We start from the raw sequence: 15,353 nt of genomic DNA on the forward strand, positions 1-15,353 counted from the left end.
TAAAGAAGAAGGCCGCAGACATCATGCTCTGCGGCCTTGAATTTTATCCTACAATGAAAGGTGTGAAAGCATATATGAAAAAGCGGAAGAAGTTTGTGATTCTCATTTGCATGGCTTTAGTGATGCTCTCCGTGTTTTGTATCACGGCGTCCGCAGCCGGCAGCGGCGACGTGGCGGGGGCGGTACAGAGTACCTGGTCGACTGCTTCCCAGCAGATCAAGACGGTTGTCAACAAAGTGGTTTTCCCCGCTATTGATCTGATTCTCGCTGTTTTCTTCTTTGCAAAACTTGGCACGGCTTATTTCGACTACAGAAAACAGGGCCAATTTGAGTGGGCCGCGCCAGCCATTTTGTTTGCGTGCTTAGTTTTCACCTTGACGGCCCCCCTTTATATCTGGGGTGTCATCGGGATGTAGCCAATTGACCGGTCAGCCTAATCCCGGTGTTATAAGGTCTAACCAGCAGACCGCTTGGCGTTTCCGATATTTTGTTTGTTATTTTCTTGCTTTGTAAAGGGCAATTCGGTATACTATAGTAAAATTTACATACAAGGGATGATGAAAATGCCTCGCGGCAGCCGTAAGACCATTGAAGAACAGATTTCTGAGGTTGACTCGAAACTCAAGGAACTGAACGAGCAGAAAAAGCAGCTTCTTGAAAAAAAGGAACAGGAGGATATCCAGACACTTCTCGAAGCGGCAAAAAAGGCCGGAGTATCTCCCGCGGAGCTTGTAAAAAAGCTCAAGGAAAAGGCTCCGACAGAGGAATGATTGCTATAAAAACCAAGTGACCTATCCCAAAACATAAAAACGAGAGGCTGGCATCCTGTCGAAAAGCGCAGGATACCGGCCTCTTTTGCTTTTCTGAAAGGGGCTGTTGCAAAACGAATTTGCAATAGCAAATTGCACAACAAAAGCAGCCCAACAAATAGAAAAATGCGCTTTGAAATGGTTTTTGAGGGCCAAATCAAGGCGCATTTTTGTGCATTATTTTCCAGTGGGGTAGTTTTGCAACAGCCCCTTTTTATTTTGCGCAAAGGAAGTGAATGCTGTGTTCATCTGGAATTTCGTAGCTGGAACCGTGCTCAATCAGATTATCGACTGGATCTATAGTCAGATCGTCGGTTTCCTTGGAAACTTTTTCGCGCAGATGGGTGACATGGGTGCCGAGCTGTTCGACATGGACTGGGTGAAGTCCATCGTTCTCTTTTTCGTTTACCTGGCCTGGGCACTATACGGTACGGGTCTTGTAGTGGCGGTTTTCGAGTGCGCCATTGAGTATCAGTCCGGTCGCGGCAGCATCAAAGACACAGCCCTCAACGCGATCAAAGGGTTTATGGCAGTCGGGCTTTTTTCGACCGTACCGGTGGAGTTGTATAAGCTGTCCGTATCCCTGCAGAGCAGCCTGACGGCGGGCATCACCGGTTATGGTTCGGGAATCAGCGACCTTGCAAGCTCAATCATCACCGGGCTTAACTCGGCAGGCACACTGGAACAGGCGGCAAGCACCAATGTATTCGGCGGGCTCGGCGCCATTACCAGCCCCATTCTGATCTTGTTTATCCTCATTCTCATGGGGTACGCCGTGATTAAAGTATTTTTCAGCAACCTCAAACGCGGCGGAATCCTGCTGATCCAGATCGCAGTGGGAAGTCTGTATATGTTCAGCGTCCCGCGCGGCTACATTGACGGATTTGTATCATGGTGCAAACAGATCGTCGGGTTGTGCCTGACGACGTTTCTGCAGGCGACCATCCTCTGCGCCGGTCTGCTGGTGGTCAAAGACCATGCCCTGCTGGGGCTTGGGCTGATGCTGTCGGCCGGCGAGATTCCCCGCATTGCCGGGGCTTTCGGACTTGATACGTCAACCAAGGCCAACCTCATGAGCGCGGCGTATGCCGCACAAACCGCAGTGTCTATCACCCGCACCATTGCGAAGGCGGTGGCGAAGTAAACGAAAAGAAGGGATGAAGTTTGAAACTGGTCTATATCTGTTCCCCATACGCGGGGAGCATTGAGGAAAATGTCCGCTTTGCCAAAGCCGCGTGCCGGTACGCTATGAAGCAGGGCTGCGCACCCATTGCCCCGCACCTTCTGTACCCGCAGTTTTTGAACGATGCCGTTCCCATGGAAAGAGAAGCCGGTATCCGAATGGGGCTGCGGGTTTTAGCCTCCTGCGAAGAACTGTGGGTGTGTGGAAATCATACCAGCGAGGGCATGGAAAAAGAAATTGCTGAAGCAAAGCGGCTCGGCATTCCGGTCCGCAGGATATCGGCTGAACAAATTCAGAAAAAACAAGCCATCAGGCAGTACGGCATTCTGGCGCGCCGCAGCGCCTTGTCGGTCTGCGGTTCCGCCGAGGCGTGGGTGAAACAGGATGGAGAGCCGGTAACGTTTGACACCTACGAGGAAGCGGCCACCGAAGCAGGGCGGCTTAATGAAGGAATAGGGCCCGTCAACCGGACGGTGGAATATTTTCCGCAGAAAAGAAGTCCCCTGCCGGAAGAAACGCTTGTCTTCGGCATGAGCATGCGGCTATGAGCACTTCACTGACCATGGGCAGTCTATTCGACGGGATAGGCGGCTTTCCCCTCGCTGGCAGCCGGCAGGGCTTCACCCCTCTGTGGGCCAGCGAGATCGAGCCGTTTCCCATCCGGGTGACCAAACTTCATTTTTCAAATATGATTCACGTAGGCGACATTACTCAGCTCAACGGGGCAAATTTGCCCCCTGTGGATATGGTCTGCGGGGGCAGCCCGTGCCAGGATCTGAGCACTGCGGGAAAGCGGGCGGGGCTCCAGGGCGCGCGTTCCGGGCTGTTTATGGAACAGATCCGGGTGATCAAGGAGATGAGAACACATGACGCAGGAACCGGACGGACAGCTGACGCTGTTCGCCCCCGATACATGGTCTGGGAGAACGTACCCGGCGCCTTCTCCAGCGCCGATGGAGAGGATTTCCGTATCGTGCTGGAGGAAACCTGCCGAATTGTCGACAGCGCCATATCTGTTCCTCGACCTCCGGGCGGGGTGTGGTACGCTGCTGGGTGCATTATGGGAGATCAATTCTCCCTCGCTTGGAGAATATACAACGCTCAATACTGGGGTCTCGCCCAGCGCCGCAAAAGGGTGTACCTTGTCGCGGATTTTGGAGACTGTACCGCACCCGAAATATTATTTGAGCAAGACCGCCTGTTTGGGGATCCTGCGCCGGGCGAGGAAACGCGGGAAAGACCTCCCGCCGGTGCTGCAAATGGCTCTGGAGATTCAGGCAGGGATCCGGTCAACATAGGCGCGGATGGCAGTTTCGTTGCCTTTGCCTGCAACCAGCGGGACGAGGTGCGGAATCTCCATAATGTGTCCGGCACCATTCAAGCCCAGCCGGGGATGAAGCAGCAGACTTTTATCGCACATCCGTCCAAGGAAACGCAGACTTCCAACTGCCTGACTTCATGGGACACCCAGCAGAAGCGGATCTTTACGGAAAAAAGTGTCGCTCCGACGCTTGCCGGTGCGGATGGAAACGGCGGCAGAAACCCCGGTGGCCTCCTGCTGTCTGCGGGCGTAGTCAGCAAAGGAAACGGCGAGTGTTTTCTCACACCGGAACAGCATACAGCCCTTTCATTGGGCGGCGGGCAGGCAGGCCAGGGATATCCATGTGTACTGACCGCCGCCTTTTCCACGGGAGCCGGTGCTGCGGCGGGCGGAATCGGATATCATGAGGAATGCGCGCCGACCCTTAAAGCGACCGAAGGCGGCAACATGGTGCCAGGCGTTCTGTGTCTGAACGATCAGGGCGGGAGCCGCATCGATCTGAGCGGCAACCTCTCCGGTACGCTCCGGGCGCAAGAGCATGGGCACACGCCTCTCGTGATGGGCGAACCGGAGTTATATAAAAACCACGGGATCGATTCCCGCTACACCGGGCCGCACGGCGTGGCGCCCACAATATCCGCGCGGTACGGAACGGGCGGCAACAACGTGCCGCTGATCAGCCAGCCGAGCGAAGGGGTCGGCTCCGACCTTCCTACCGGTCAGAGTTACTGCATCGCCGGCAACATTATCGACCGGCAGGATCATAACGGCGGCAACGGGATCGGCGTTCAACCAAACATCAGCTACACGCTGAACACCGCGGACCGGCATTGTGTCTTTTCTCAGCAACGAAGCGACGAGTACACGCCGAACGGCGTGGTCAGCACCCAAAGTGCCCGCCAGTATAAAGACGCGACCGATCTCGTGTGCGACACCGACATCGCGGGAATCAACTGCCGTGCCGGATCGGAAAACGGCGACCTGTGCGGTACGCCGCAGTCTCATCCAGGCGGCGGTTATTCGTTCAACACTCTGTATCCAGTGCGAACCGGAAAGCTCATCCGACGGCTGACACCGCTCGAATGCGAACGGCTCCAGGGCTTTCCCGATCACTGGACGGATATCCCCGGCGCATGTGACAGCGCGCGGTACAAAGCCCTCGGAAACAGCGTGGCGATCCCCTGTGTGGAGCATGTGCTCCGGGGGATCGCTTATTTTTTGCTCAAAATCAGAAATAAAAAGGACTGATTGCATGTATATCTATCCGGATAATCTCCGGGCGAAGCCCACCCTCTGGCTGTGGGAGTTGCGGGATCTCGGCGTGATCGGCATCGGCCTTCTCCTCGCGGTGCTTGCGTTGGCTCAGCTGCGATTTCTGCCGCCTATTGTCCTCGTCGCGCTTTACGCCTTTTTGAGTATCCGCTTCGACGACACCAGCATTTTGAATTTCATCAAGAATGCAGCGGCTTTCTTCCTCACGAAACAGCAGTATTTTGAATGGGGGCTGTCGGACGCTGCGAATCCGCCTGATATGGGACCGCGTGGAAGGAGCAAAAACTTATGAGCAGGCAAACAAAAAAACAGGCAAGGCAGTGGCAGACCACCCGCCAGCTGATCAACACAAAAGCCATCACCGATTACAGCCTGCAAACCTATCGGAACGACGAACTGGTCTATTTTATCGTGCAGCCCACAAATATCTCCGTGCTGTCTGAAGAAAGCCTGTCCGCCCGGATCTATGCGCTGATGACCGTCCTCAAGGGGATTGCGGAATTGGAGTTTATATGCTTAAACAGCCGCGAAAATTTCGAGGGCAACAAGCAATTTCTGCGCACGCGGCTTGAAAAGGAACAGAATCCGGCTATCCGTGCTCTGTTGGAGGCCGACCTGAACCATCTGGATCGTATCCAGATGCAGATGGCGACGGCGCGGGAATTTCTGGTCGTGCTGCGCCTGCGGAATGAGAAGCAAGGCGAAATTTATTCCTATCTTAACCGCATTGAGAAGACCCTGCGGGAACAGGGCTTCTCCGCCAAACGCGCAGATTCAGAGGACATCAAATGCCTTTTGGCCGTTTACTTCGAACAGAATGTCACCTCTGAAAAGTTTGAGGATTTCGACGGGGAGCGTTGGTTGATTCCAGACGAATAGCGGTGCCAGTTCTTGTTGGGTTTGGTAATAGACTTGACACAGAATTTCGGATATTGTGTATCCAAAGGGGTCCCCTTGGATTACATATTTACGGTTAAGGACGTGTAAAACGATGAAGGATGTTGACGAGGCGCTGAGCGACTATCTGGAAACCTATGAGGCCGATGAGATCTTCAACGACCATTTTTCCGGCATCCGCAGAGCGTTTATTGCGGGTTTTAAGGCGGCGGGAGGCGAAGTTCCCCCGATACAGCCCGTATTCAGGATCATACGGCAAGACCATCCCCCAAAATGATTCAGGAGGGATCGCAAAGAATCTATTATGAATGTTTTTGAATCGGCATTTACCCAGCTGTGCGAATCCATGGCGTTCGATGCCGTGCGCATTTGTGGATCCGGACACCATACCGCTCTTTTGTTGCTAAGGCCACAAAAGGAGTAACCGTAAAGCCGATTTATACTGTTCACTCATCACAAGCATGAAACGCCATCAATTCAAATATCTGCCCATCTATGCTGATTGTTTCGTCAATAGGGATCACTGTGCCGTCGGTCATAACGACAACCTGTTCATATTCGTCTATCTTTTTAGCTGAGCCGACAGCAGTAACATAGGCACCGCCTTTTTTCTTCGCATCCGGCTGGAAATAGGTGATCGTGATTTCGGGATGCTCTTTAATCCGATCTGTTATGATTTGCAGCTTTTCTCGCAGAGCGTCCTTCGCATATTCGTCCAACTCTACTCTCTCGTCAGTCAGTCTTGCGGTTTCTTTGATTGCGGCTTCATAACCGGTCAGTGCGGCAAACGGGGAAAACTGAGCTGCCCGGTCAATAGCGGTCATATGGGAACGTGTCGCGGAGATATGGTGAGGGAGATTGATGATGTCGTCATATGTCCTTTTCATGCCTTGTGCCCTCCAATCTGCCTGTTCCGATCTATTGTGGTAGCGCCTTCCTCCAGATTCATACCCCTTAGAATGGCGTTCTTGCCGTGTTTCTTTTTTATCTCCAGCATTGTTTTCTGCACCTTTTTTTCTCGTGCAAGTTCGGATTTTTCATCCTCTTTTTTCGCCTGCGCAGCCGCGTAATCCGTAAAGAGATCAAGCTGTTCAAAGTTGTCCGCCTTTTGAACAGTTCCCTCATCAACAACATGATTTGCTGTAATGTTGACTCTTCTGATCAGGAGATTTTTGTCAATGATGCGGTCAAACAGCTTTGCGACGGCATCCAATATTAGCTTTGTAGACGAGGTCGGTCTGCCAAGATTTATTGAACCATGCGCGGATTTCGGAACGGCGCGTCCATAGTGATCCATGGTAATTGCTCCGTGATATGATTTTTTTATCGTCGGATTTGTCAGATTTTCGATATCATATCCGACCGTCAAGACAAGCTGGTCGGTCACAAGCCGTTTATCCACCAGATCGAGTACCAGCAGATCGGTCATTTCCCGCACGATCAGCTTCGCTTTGTCAAAAGTATAGGCGGATTGCAGCACCTGCCCCGATCCAACACTGTTTGAGCCTGGCTTATATGCTTTAATATCGGCAATCGTGCATGGTTCCCACCCCCAGGCGTGGTCGATCAGCAGCTCGGCGTTGACGCCGAACAGCCTGTACAGTAAATCCTCGTTATAGTAATCGGTAGGTTTACCGAGAGAGCATCTCGCAATATCCCCCATCGTAAAGAGGCCGTGTTCCTCCAGCTTCTTGGCATATCCTTTTCCGACGCGCCAAAAGTCCGTTAGGGGCCGATGTGACCATAGGGAGCGTCGGTAGTTCATTTCGTCCAACTCGGCAATCCGCATACCGTTGTTATCAGCCGGTATGTGCTTTGCCTGGATATCCATAGCGATCTTGCTGAGGTACAGGTTTGCGCCAATTCCCGCCGTTGCTGTAATGCCAGTTGTTTTGAGTACATCCAGAATCATTTCCTTGGCAAGCTCACGGGCTGAGAGATTGTAGGTGTTCAGATATGCGGTGGCATCAATAAATACCTCGTCAATGGAGTAGACATGAATATCCTCGGGCGCGATGTACTTCAGGTAGATATTGTAAATTTGTGTGCTGTACTCTATATAATAGGCCATCCTCGGCGTTGCGACAATATAATCCAACGAAAGACCCGGTGAGGATTTCAGTTCGGTATCGTTACAGGAGGCACCGGAAAAGGCTCGTCCCGGTGCTTTGCGCAGCCGTCCTGCATTTACTTCCTTGACCTTCTGTACGACCTCAAACAGCCTCGCCCTGCCGGGGATGCCGTATGCTTTGAGGGAAGGAGAGACGGCGAGGCAGATGGTTTTTTCGGTGCGGCTTGCATCAGCGACAACGAGGTTGGTGGTCAGCGGATCAAGCCCTCGTTCCACGCACTCGACCGAAGCGTAGAAGGATTTTAGATCGATTGCGATATAGGTCCTGTTCTCCATGCTTATTCTCCGGCCTCCTCCTTTAAAAGTCATCTGTTTGCAGATTGAAATTACAGAGTTCCCATTTTACGTTTCCCCACTATGCTTCATGAAAAACCACGTTTCAGGGGTACCATTCGTTGAAATATATAGTACATTACCCTAAAATTAGAAACCAAGTTGTTTCAGCGTTTTCACAATGTCTGATAAAGTGCATTTAACATCGCACTTATTATACCATGCTTAACCGCAAGAGGGTCCGTGCCGTCACAGAGATGTGACGGCTTTTTTATCCAAAATCCAATTGGGAAGGAAGATGCCAAATGGCAAAGCAGCAGAAGACGAAAACGCCGCCGCAGGAGGATGTCCGCATGCAGGAATTTCTGGACATGATTGCACCCTCGGTGATCAAGTTTTTCACGGATTATTTTATCTGCGGCAACACATTTCGGTGCGTTTGGGCTTTGCGTGAATACCCGACGACGACCGATGAGCAGGCCATCTTACGCTATCTCGGAGAAAAAGACGGCGTAACCCTGCACCTCTACACCAGGCACGTCACACCCATGGAGGAAAAGAAAATCATCTCAAATGCTGCGAACAAAAACCGTATGCAGCGGAGCAGCACACAGGATCTTCAACAAACCGTCACAGCTGAGTCGAATTTACAAGACGTCACCACCCTTGTCACACAAATGCACCGGAGTAAGGAGCCGCTTCTGCATACGGCGGTTTACATCGAGCTCTCCGCCCACAGTCTGGAACAGCTCGGTCTGCTTCAAACCGAAGTGCTGACAGAACTCATTCGTTCCAAGCTCAATGTGGATAAACTCCTGCTCCGCCAGCAGCAGGGATTCCAGAGCGTCATCCCCTCAGGCTGGAATGCGTTTTCCAGCCAATTTGAGCGGGTCCTGCCCGCAAGCTCCGCCGCCAACCTGTACCCCTTTAATTATTCGGGCAAAACAGATCCCCATGGCTTTTACCTGGGCCGCGATAAGTTCGGCTCGAATATAATCGTGGACTTCGACAAGCGGGACGATGATAAAACCAACAGCAATATTTTGATCCTTGGCAATAGCGGCCAGGGCAAAAGCCACCTTTTGAAGCTGATCCTCTGCAATATCCTTGAATCCGGAAAAAGCGTGATCTGCCTCGATCCGGAACATGAATACGTTGATCTGGCCGAAAACCTCGGGGGGTGTTTTGCCGACCTCATGAGCGGTCAATATATGATAAACCCTTTGGAGCCCAAGACCTGGGACGAAGGCGGCAGCCCCGAGGATAAGGAAGCGCCCCAGGCATTCCGGCAGCGGACAAAGCTCAGCCAGCATGTTTCTTTCCTGAAGGACTTTTTCCGCTGTTACAAGAATTTTTCCGACCGCCACATCGATGTTATCGAAATCATGCTGGGTAAGCTCTATGAAAAATGGGGGCTCAGCGACCGCACCGATTTCAGCAAGCTGGAGGCCGCTGATTACCCCATCCTTTCCGACCTGTACGCGCTGATTGAGGATGAGTACAAAAGCTACGACCAGGCAAAATATCAGCTCTACACCGCCGAGCTCCTGCAGGAAATCCTGCTGGGGCTCCACTCCATGTGCCAGGGCGCCGAGAGCAAATTCTTCAACGGCCATACCAATGTGACTTCCAACCGCTTTATTGTGTTTGGCGTCAAGGGATTACTGCAGGCCAGCCGGAATGTCAAGAGCACTCTCCTGTTCAACGTCCTTTCCTTTATGTCCGACAAACTGCTGACCGAAGGCAATACGGCCGCCAGCATCGACGAGCTGTATCTGTTCCTGACCAACAATGGCGGCGGGAACGGTAACAATTATGTGGTCATTGAGTATATTCGAAGCTGCATGAAGCGGGTACGGAAAAAGGACTCCGCCATGATTCTGGCCTCGCAGAATCTCGAAGATTTCAACATCGAGGGCATCAGGGAGCTGACGAAGCCGCTGTTTTCCATCCCCACGCACGCGTTCCTCTTCAACGCTGGCAACATCGACAAGCATTTTTACATCGACTCCCTGCAGCTCGAGGAATCCGAGTACATCCTGATCCGTTACCCTCAGCGGGGCGTCTGCTTGTATAAATGCGGCAACGAGCGGTATAACCTGATGGTCACCGCACCGGAGTACAAATCAAAACTCTTCGGTACGGCCGGAGGCCGCTGATCATCGGAAAAGAGATGAAAAATTTTGGACATGAAAGAACAGCGGTTCGGGATTGAAATCGAGATGACAGGCTTGACCCGTGAGGCTGCCGCACGTGTGCTGTCCGAACATTTAGGGAATCCCGTCAGCCGCGACGGGGGGTATTACGGCGAATATTCTGTTTTGGACAGTGAGAGCCGCCGCTGGAAGGTCATGAGCGACGGCAGTATCACCTGTCAGAAAAAAGAAGGAGGCAGGCTTGTTCCCGCGGACCATGATTACAGTGTGGAGCTGGTCAGCCCCATCTGCCATTGGGGTGACATCGAAATCATCCAGGAAATCGTGCGGAAACTGCGCGGCGCCGGAATGATCGCCGATAAAAGCTGTGGGATCCATGTGCATGTGGACGCCTCTCCGCACAACGCGAACACTCTGCGCAACATCACCAATATCATGGCTGCGAAAGAGGATCTGATCTATAAGGCCATGCAGGTGGAGGTTGCCCGCGAGCACCAATATTGCAGAAAGGTCGATCAGCGTTTTCTTGAAGAACTCAATCGCAAAAAACCCAGAACGCTCAATGAGGTCAGCCGCATCTGGTACGGAGGTGCAGACCGGAGCTACCACCATTACGACGATTCCCGTTACCACTGCCTGAACTTACATAGCGTGTTCCAAAAGGGCACAATTGAGTTCAGGCTTTTTAATTCCACCACTCATGCCGGAAAGATCAAGGCATATATCCAGTTCTGCCTCGCCGTTTCCGCGCAGGCCCTCAACCAGCGCTGCGCCAGCAGGCAGAAAACCCACAGCACCAATGAAAAATACACTTTCCGCACCTGGCTTTTACGGCTTGGGCTGATTGGGGATGAATTCAAAACCGCCCGGCTGCATCTGCTGGAGCATCTGGACGGCTGTATCGCGTGGAAAAACCCCGAGCAGGCTATACAGCAAAAGCAAAGGTTACGGCAGAAAAAAGAAAAAGAACTGGAATCGGCCGCAGAAAGCCAAGCCCAACAGGAGACTGCAACGGCCACTCCACAGCAGGAACCGGCCGGGGAGGACGAGTCCCCGGCCCTTGTCATGCGTATGTAAACATATAAAGGAGATGTGTTTTTGTGAGCAAATCTATGCTGTATATCGCTTACGGCAGCAACCTTAACCTTCCGCAGATGGCTTACCGCTGCCCGACCGCCAAAGTGGTTGGAACAAGCGAGATCAGGGATTATGAACTGCTGTTCCGTGGCGGACGCCGTGGGGCGGTTGCCACCGTGGAGCCGCTCAAGGGGGCGAATGTTCCCATTCTGTTATGGAAGATCCGGCCTGCCGACGAGCAGGCACTCGACCGGTATGAAGGATACCCCCATTTTTATCACAAAGAGATCCTGCCGGTGCAACTTGGGGGAAAGACACAACCGGCCATGGTCTACATCATGAACGACAGGCATCCCTTCGGGACCCCTTCGGATTACTACCTGGGAGTCATCATGGAGGGTTATAAAACGGCGAACTTTGATACGGATTTTCTGGAAAGGTCCGTGGAAAAGTCCATCCGGCTGGCCGAAGAACAAGAGCAGTCCGAACAGGAATCACCGGATCTGGAACAAGGCAGTCTGTTCAATATGAAATGGAAATAACGCTCAATCGATTATTGCAATAGGAGCGTAAAGCGGACGCCCTACTACCCGCCGGGGTGTCTGTTCTTTTCTGCCCAAAGGAGGAATGCTTCATGGCCGCACCCGCTGTGGCCCTTGCAGTTAAGGCGGCGGTTGCCGCCGCCACAGACAAACGGACGTGGAAGGTGATCGCAGTAACCATCACCGCTGTCCTGATGCCCTTTATTCTTGCCGTACTTTTACTCATGAGTTTTCTCTCCGGGGGCGCGGCACACAACAACGACGCTGTGAATCTCGCCTTCCACGGAGGGACGATCTCCTCGGATGTTCCCTCTGAATATCGGCAGCATATTGAAGAAATGCAAGATGCGTTCAGCCAGCTGGACGATGCGATCGCTCAGCTGCATATTGAATCCGGGGACGGAAGCCTCGACTCCACTCGGGTCAAGGCTGTTTTTTATTCTCTGTATTTCGGCGCCGACTCCCTGCAGGGGGTGGACTACGATTCGTTTGCCGGCTGCTTTGCAAAAACGGAAACCCGCACCCGCACTGTTCAGAATCCGGATGGAACCCATACTGAACAGAGCTATGACGCAGCTGTTCCGCTGACTGATCTCAATCAGGTCTTTAAGAATCTTGACAGACTCCTCGGCCGGACCGTCACGGACGATGAAAAGTCCAATGCCGATGAAATCCATCAAAGAGCTTTGGGCGAAACCGGCACAGGGCTTACCGTTTCATCGCAAGTCCCCTCCACTGCCGGCCTGATTTCCCCTGTCGGAAGTAACTGGCGGGCACTGGTCACCTCGGAATTCGGGCCCCGCATTGACCCGATCAACGGAAAAGCCACTGTCCATACAGGCATCGATCTGGGCGTACCGACCGGCACACAGGTCCATGCGGCGAAGGATGGAACTGTTTCCAAGATTGCCTGGGATCCTGACGGCTATGGGAATTATCTTATAATCGGCCATGGCGGCGGGCTGGTCACTCTGTACGGACACTGCTCCCAAATTATCGCCCATGCAGGGCAAGCTGTCAAAGCCGGCGACGTCGTCGCACTTTCTGGAAACACCGGCCACAGCACAGGCAGCCACCTGCACTTTGAAGTGCGCATCGGCGGCAAGGCAGTCAACCCCAGAGGGTATCTGCCGTAAAGCAAGCCCCGTACATACAGGAGACCTTTTAATATAAACCGATCGAAGCCGTCTCTTGGGAGGCGGCTTTTTGTGCTTCGAAGGAGGTAAAGCATGCTGAACCTCAGTGGCATGTAATCCGAGAAGCAATCATATGGAGGCAGGCCATGCGACTTGTCTATATTTTTCAAAAGAGGTGTGATTCAGATGGTGATCAAACTCGGTGTGGATAACGGAAACTACAACACCAAATCCTCAGAGGGGATGCTGTACGCCTCCGGGTACGCGGCAAGCGATAAGGAATTCATCACGGATGAGATGCAGCTCTGCTATGGCGGCAGATATTACGCCATCGGTGAAAAGCGAGTGCGGTTTCAGCAGGATAAGACGAAAGCTCCTGATACCTTTCTTCTGACGTTGCCGGCCATTGCGTCCGCCATGAAAAAGGCGGGTGTTCGGGAAGCCGATGTCATTCTGGGCGTAGGGTTGCCCATCGAAGCATACGGAATGCAGAAAGACGCCTTCCGCCAATATTTTCTGCGCGGAAATCTGACTTTCCGGTTTGAAGGAACGGATTACCACTGCCACATTGCGGACTGCAAGGTGTTCGCCCAGGGGCATGCGGCGCTGTGCCGGTATTACCCTCAGCTCCGGGCATACCGCAGCATCACTCTGGCGGACATCGGGGGGTATACGGTAGATGTTCTAACCATGCATGGCTCCAAGCTGGACCGATCAAACTGCACAAGCCTCCGGATGGGCACCATTACGCTCTATACCCGCATTCAGGACATCCTGCGGCGGCGGGACATCCTGCTGACCGACGAGCTTGTCACCGACGCCATCCGCGGTAAAATTCAGCACGCGGATCAGGATTTCATCCGGCAGACCGTGGAGCAGGAGATGCAGAAGTATATCAGGGAATTGTTCAACACGCTGCGGGAACGGGGCCTCGACCTGAAGCTCCCCACCGTGTTCGCGGGTGGCGGCGCGGAACTGCTCGGCGGCATGCTGCGTGACAGCAGCGTCAATACAGTGGCCGTTCTGAACCGCTTCGCCAATGCGGACGGTTATCGTCTGCTGTTGGGGTGAGCAGGATGAGAAAACGCTTCAATGTCTCCTTCGATTTGCAAGCCGCGCGGCACAGAGAAGCGGCCCGCCTGCTCGATGAGCAGCCCGTCGGGCAGCGCACGGAATTTATTGTGGATTGTATCCTGCGATATGACCAGGCGGTGAAACTGGAAAAGATCGTCCGCATGACCATTCAGGAGGGACTGCGGTATTTCACCGATTACCAAGCGCCGTCCGACCCGCCTGCCTTCTCTGCTGTTCTGCAACTGGATGAGGCAAATCTTTCGGATGTGCCGGACAGCCTGCTCCACGCGATGGATGACCCATAACTCCGCTCATACGCCTTGTTGGACGTCAGCACTCTCACGAGAAGGCATCGCATATCGGTATCATGCGCCCTGTTGGGTGTTTGGAGCAACAATTCGCGCCTGCTCAACTTTCTGTATGCACCCTGTCAGGTGTCTGGCCTTGTACCCTTCAAGCTCTGTCAGTTGCAGGACCAATACGGAAATCCCGGTCACTTGGGAGGAATTGAGGGGCCAGACTGTCGAAAGTTGCCCTTACCATCCGGCTGACCGAAGCTGGAACCTGCTGACAGATAATCCCTCCCTGAGCCAGCCGACCCAGGCGCCCGAGATACGAATGTAAAGTGTCGACATAGGATCAAAGGCCGTAGACGTTGGTTTGAAAACAGAAAAGCCTGCTCCTCGCCCATGTCGCCGCCCGTGTGGCCCCGTGTCGCACTTTCTCCGCAGAGGTCACACAGCTGCACCGTGAGACGGTAAGGCCCGGTGCTGGGGCTTTGTGCGGAAATCTGCACAGCCAAACGCTCCGCTTTCGGGGAGTGAACCATGGGGTCGAAAACGATGCGGGTTAAAGCAGCGGGGTCGCGGTGCGCCCCCGCTGCGGCTCACACCGCCCCGCAATGCGGGTCGGGGAACGATTTGCTCCGGGGTCGGATTTCGGCCCCTGGGGTCGGTTCCGGGGTCGGCGGCTGAAAAAACAACCGTAAACCCGCATCTTTACGCCTTTACAGAGGGGTCATGACAGGAGTCATGGCCCTTTTTGTATAAAACAGAATGGAGGAAAACAATGCCGGAAGAAAGAGTAAACAAGAAGAAATTCCCGCTGTGGATGTACCCGGAAACACGCACTCTGATTGAGAAATGGTACAAACAGGACAACTGCCAGAGCCAGAGCGAGTTCATCGAAAAGGCCGTCCGTTTCTACTGCGGCTACATTTCGGCGGAGGACGGCGTGCGCTATCTGCCCGCCGCCATCACGTCCGCCATGACCGGAATGGTGGACAGTCTGGAAAGCCGGATGGCTCGCCTTATTTTCAAACTGGCTGTCGAGATGAGCATGATGATGAACATCCTCGCGGCAAACGTAGATGTGGACGAAGCCATGTTGCGCAGGCTGCGTGGCAAGTGCGTGAACGACGTTAAAAGGTCTGTCGGTTCCGTCACCTTCGAGGATGTGGTGAAATTCCAGAAGGGTGAGTAA

17 protein-coding genes are annotated in these 15,353 nt (G+C 53.3%); 15 read left to right on the top strand and 2 right to left on the bottom strand.

Annotated elements, in window-relative coordinates:
- Window positions 1-74: 74 nt before the first annotated feature.
- The 8 genes from GJQ69_RS05920 (at window position 75) to GJQ69_RS05955 (ending at window position 5,759) form a co-directional block, all read left to right on the top strand.
- Window positions 75-416: a DUF3852 domain-containing protein gene (locus tag GJQ69_RS05920; RefSeq protein WP_086036838.1), complete on the top strand. Its 342-nt coding sequence runs from the start codon at window positions 75-77 to the stop codon at window positions 414-416.
- 147 nt (window positions 417-563) lie between these two features.
- On the top strand, window positions 564-770 hold the full coding sequence (locus tag GJQ69_RS05925; protein ID WP_157658922.1) for a hypothetical protein: 207 nt from the start codon (window positions 564-566) through the stop codon (window positions 768-770).
- Between the two features lie 280 nt (window positions 771-1,050).
- Entirely contained in the window at window positions 1,051-1,953 is a 903-nt protein-coding gene (locus tag GJQ69_RS05930) for a conjugal transfer protein TrbL family protein (RefSeq protein ID WP_086035614.1), read from the top strand.
- 20 nt (window positions 1,954-1,973) lie between these two features.
- Window positions 1,974-2,540, top strand: coding sequence for a DUF7768 domain-containing protein (locus tag GJQ69_RS05935; RefSeq protein ID WP_174193245.1), 567 nt, complete (start codon window positions 1,974-1,976; stop codon window positions 2,538-2,540).
- On the top strand, window positions 2,537-4,561 hold the full coding sequence (locus tag GJQ69_RS05940) for a DNA cytosine methyltransferase (RefSeq protein ID WP_174193247.1): 2,025 nt from the start codon (window positions 2,537-2,539) through the stop codon (window positions 4,559-4,561). The genes GJQ69_RS05935 and GJQ69_RS05940 overlap by 4 nt, the downstream gene beginning before the upstream one ends.
- 4 nt (window positions 4,562-4,565) lie before the next feature.
- Entirely contained in the window at window positions 4,566-4,877 is a 312-nt protein-coding gene (locus GJQ69_RS05945; RefSeq protein WP_086035611.1) for a hypothetical protein, read from the top strand.
- Entirely contained in the window at window positions 4,874-5,464 is a 591-nt protein-coding gene (locus GJQ69_RS05950; protein WP_086035610.1) for a hypothetical protein, read from the top strand. The genes GJQ69_RS05945 and GJQ69_RS05950 overlap by 4 nt, the downstream gene beginning before the upstream one ends.
- A gap of 112 nt (window positions 5,465-5,576) precedes the next feature.
- A complete protein-coding gene (locus GJQ69_RS05955) occupies window positions 5,577-5,759 on the top strand; it encodes a hypothetical protein (protein ID WP_086035609.1) in 183 nt (60 codons plus the stop codon).
- 169 nt (window positions 5,760-5,928) lie between these two features.
- Here GJQ69_RS05955 and GJQ69_RS05960 read toward each other — a convergent pair whose 3' ends face one another.
- Both GJQ69_RS05960 and GJQ69_RS05965 read right to left on the bottom strand, forming a co-directional pair.
- Window positions 5,929-6,369 carry a YolD-like family protein gene (locus tag GJQ69_RS05960; protein ID WP_086035608.1) on the bottom strand — a complete coding sequence of 147 codons (441 nt, stop codon included), beginning with the start codon at window positions 6,367-6,369 and terminating at the stop codon, window positions 5,929-5,931.
- A complete protein-coding gene (locus GJQ69_RS05965) occupies window positions 6,366-7,889 on the bottom strand; it encodes a Y-family DNA polymerase (protein WP_086035607.1) in 1,524 nt (507 codons plus the stop codon). The genes GJQ69_RS05960 and GJQ69_RS05965 overlap by 4 nt, the downstream gene beginning before the upstream one ends.
- Window positions 7,890-8,191: 302 nt before the next feature.
- Between GJQ69_RS05965 and GJQ69_RS05970 the strand changes: the two genes are divergently transcribed.
- The 7 genes from GJQ69_RS05970 to GJQ69_RS06000 all read left to right on the top strand — a co-directional run bounded on the left by GJQ69_RS05970 (window position 8,192) and on the right by GJQ69_RS06000 (window position 15,353).
- The gene (locus GJQ69_RS05970; protein WP_174193255.1) at window positions 8,192-10,045 is read left to right on the top strand and encodes a VirB4 family type IV secretion system protein; all 1,854 of its coding nucleotides are present in this window, start codon (window positions 8,192-8,194) and stop codon (window positions 10,043-10,045) included.
- A 24-nt stretch (window positions 10,046-10,069) separates the two neighbouring features.
- Entirely contained in the window at window positions 10,070-11,119 is a 1,050-nt protein-coding gene (locus GJQ69_RS05975; RefSeq protein ID WP_086035605.1) for an amidoligase family protein, read from the top strand.
- 35 nt (window positions 11,120-11,154) lie between these two features.
- Complete coding sequence (locus GJQ69_RS05980) at window positions 11,155-11,661, top strand: gamma-glutamylcyclotransferase family protein (RefSeq protein ID WP_086036837.1); 507 nt, start codon at window positions 11,155-11,157, stop codon at window positions 11,659-11,661.
- A gap of 92 nt (window positions 11,662-11,753) precedes the next feature.
- Complete coding sequence (locus GJQ69_RS05985) at window positions 11,754-12,797, top strand: M23 family metallopeptidase (RefSeq protein WP_174193259.1); 1,044 nt, start codon at window positions 11,754-11,756, stop codon at window positions 12,795-12,797.
- A 186-nt stretch (window positions 12,798-12,983) separates the two neighbouring features.
- Window positions 12,984-13,868, top strand: coding sequence for a ParM/StbA family protein (locus tag GJQ69_RS05990; protein WP_236849654.1), 885 nt, complete (start codon window positions 12,984-12,986; stop codon window positions 13,866-13,868).
- Window positions 13,869-13,873: 5 nt separating this feature from the next.
- Entirely contained in the window at window positions 13,874-14,176 is a 303-nt protein-coding gene (locus GJQ69_RS05995) for a hypothetical protein (RefSeq protein ID WP_086035604.1), read from the top strand.
- 763 nt (window positions 14,177-14,939) lie between these two features.
- Window positions 14,940-15,353 carry a hypothetical protein gene (locus GJQ69_RS06000; RefSeq protein ID WP_086035603.1) on the top strand — a complete coding sequence of 138 codons (414 nt, stop codon included), beginning with the start codon at window positions 14,940-14,942 and terminating at the stop codon, window positions 15,351-15,353.

It is taken from the genome of Caproicibacterium lactatifermentans (assembly GCF_013315815.1).
GTDB classification, from domain to species: domain Bacteria; phylum Bacillota; class Clostridia; order Oscillospirales; family Acutalibacteraceae; genus Caproicibacterium; species Caproicibacterium lactatifermentans.

Excerpts from the sequence above, each read along its gene's own strand:
- GJQ69_RS05940 (WP_174193247.1), top strand. The coding sequence starts at position 2,537 with ATGAGCACTTCACTGACCATGGGCAGTCTATTCGACGGGATAGGCGGC.
- GJQ69_RS05990 (WP_236849654.1), top strand. The coding sequence starts at position 12,984 with ATGGTGATCAAACTCGGTGTGGATAACGGAAACTACAACACCAAATCC.
- GJQ69_RS05965 (WP_086035607.1), bottom strand. The coding sequence starts at position 7,889 with ATGGAGAACAGGACCTATATCGCAATCGATCTAAAATCCTTCTACGCT.
- GJQ69_RS05980 (WP_086036837.1), top strand. The coding sequence starts at position 11,155 with ATGCTGTATATCGCTTACGGCAGCAACCTTAACCTTCCGCAGATGGCT.
- GJQ69_RS05995 (WP_086035604.1), top strand. The coding sequence starts at position 13,874 with ATGAGAAAACGCTTCAATGTCTCCTTCGATTTGCAAGCCGCGCGGCAC.
- GJQ69_RS05970 (WP_174193255.1), top strand. The coding sequence starts at position 8,192 with ATGGCAAAGCAGCAGAAGACGAAAACGCCGCCGCAGGAGGATGTCCGC.
- GJQ69_RS05985 (WP_174193259.1), top strand. The coding sequence starts at position 11,754 with ATGGCCGCACCCGCTGTGGCCCTTGCAGTTAAGGCGGCGGTTGCCGCC.
- GJQ69_RS05950 (WP_086035610.1), top strand. The coding sequence starts at position 4,874 with ATGAGCAGGCAAACAAAAAAACAGGCAAGGCAGTGGCAGACCACCCGC.
- GJQ69_RS05960 (WP_086035608.1), bottom strand. The coding sequence starts at position 6,369 with ATGAAAAGGACATATGACGACATCATCAATCTCCCTCACCATATCTCC.
- GJQ69_RS05945 (WP_086035611.1), top strand. The coding sequence starts at position 4,566 with ATGTATATCTATCCGGATAATCTCCGGGCGAAGCCCACCCTCTGGCTG.
- GJQ69_RS05955 (WP_086035609.1), top strand. The coding sequence starts at position 5,577 with ATGAAGGATGTTGACGAGGCGCTGAGCGACTATCTGGAAACCTATGAG.
- GJQ69_RS05925 (WP_157658922.1), top strand. The coding sequence starts at position 564 with ATGCCTCGCGGCAGCCGTAAGACCATTGAAGAACAGATTTCTGAGGTT.
- GJQ69_RS06000 (WP_086035603.1), top strand. The coding sequence starts at position 14,940 with ATGCCGGAAGAAAGAGTAAACAAGAAGAAATTCCCGCTGTGGATGTAC.
- GJQ69_RS05920 (WP_086036838.1), top strand. The coding sequence starts at position 75 with ATGAAAAAGCGGAAGAAGTTTGTGATTCTCATTTGCATGGCTTTAGTG.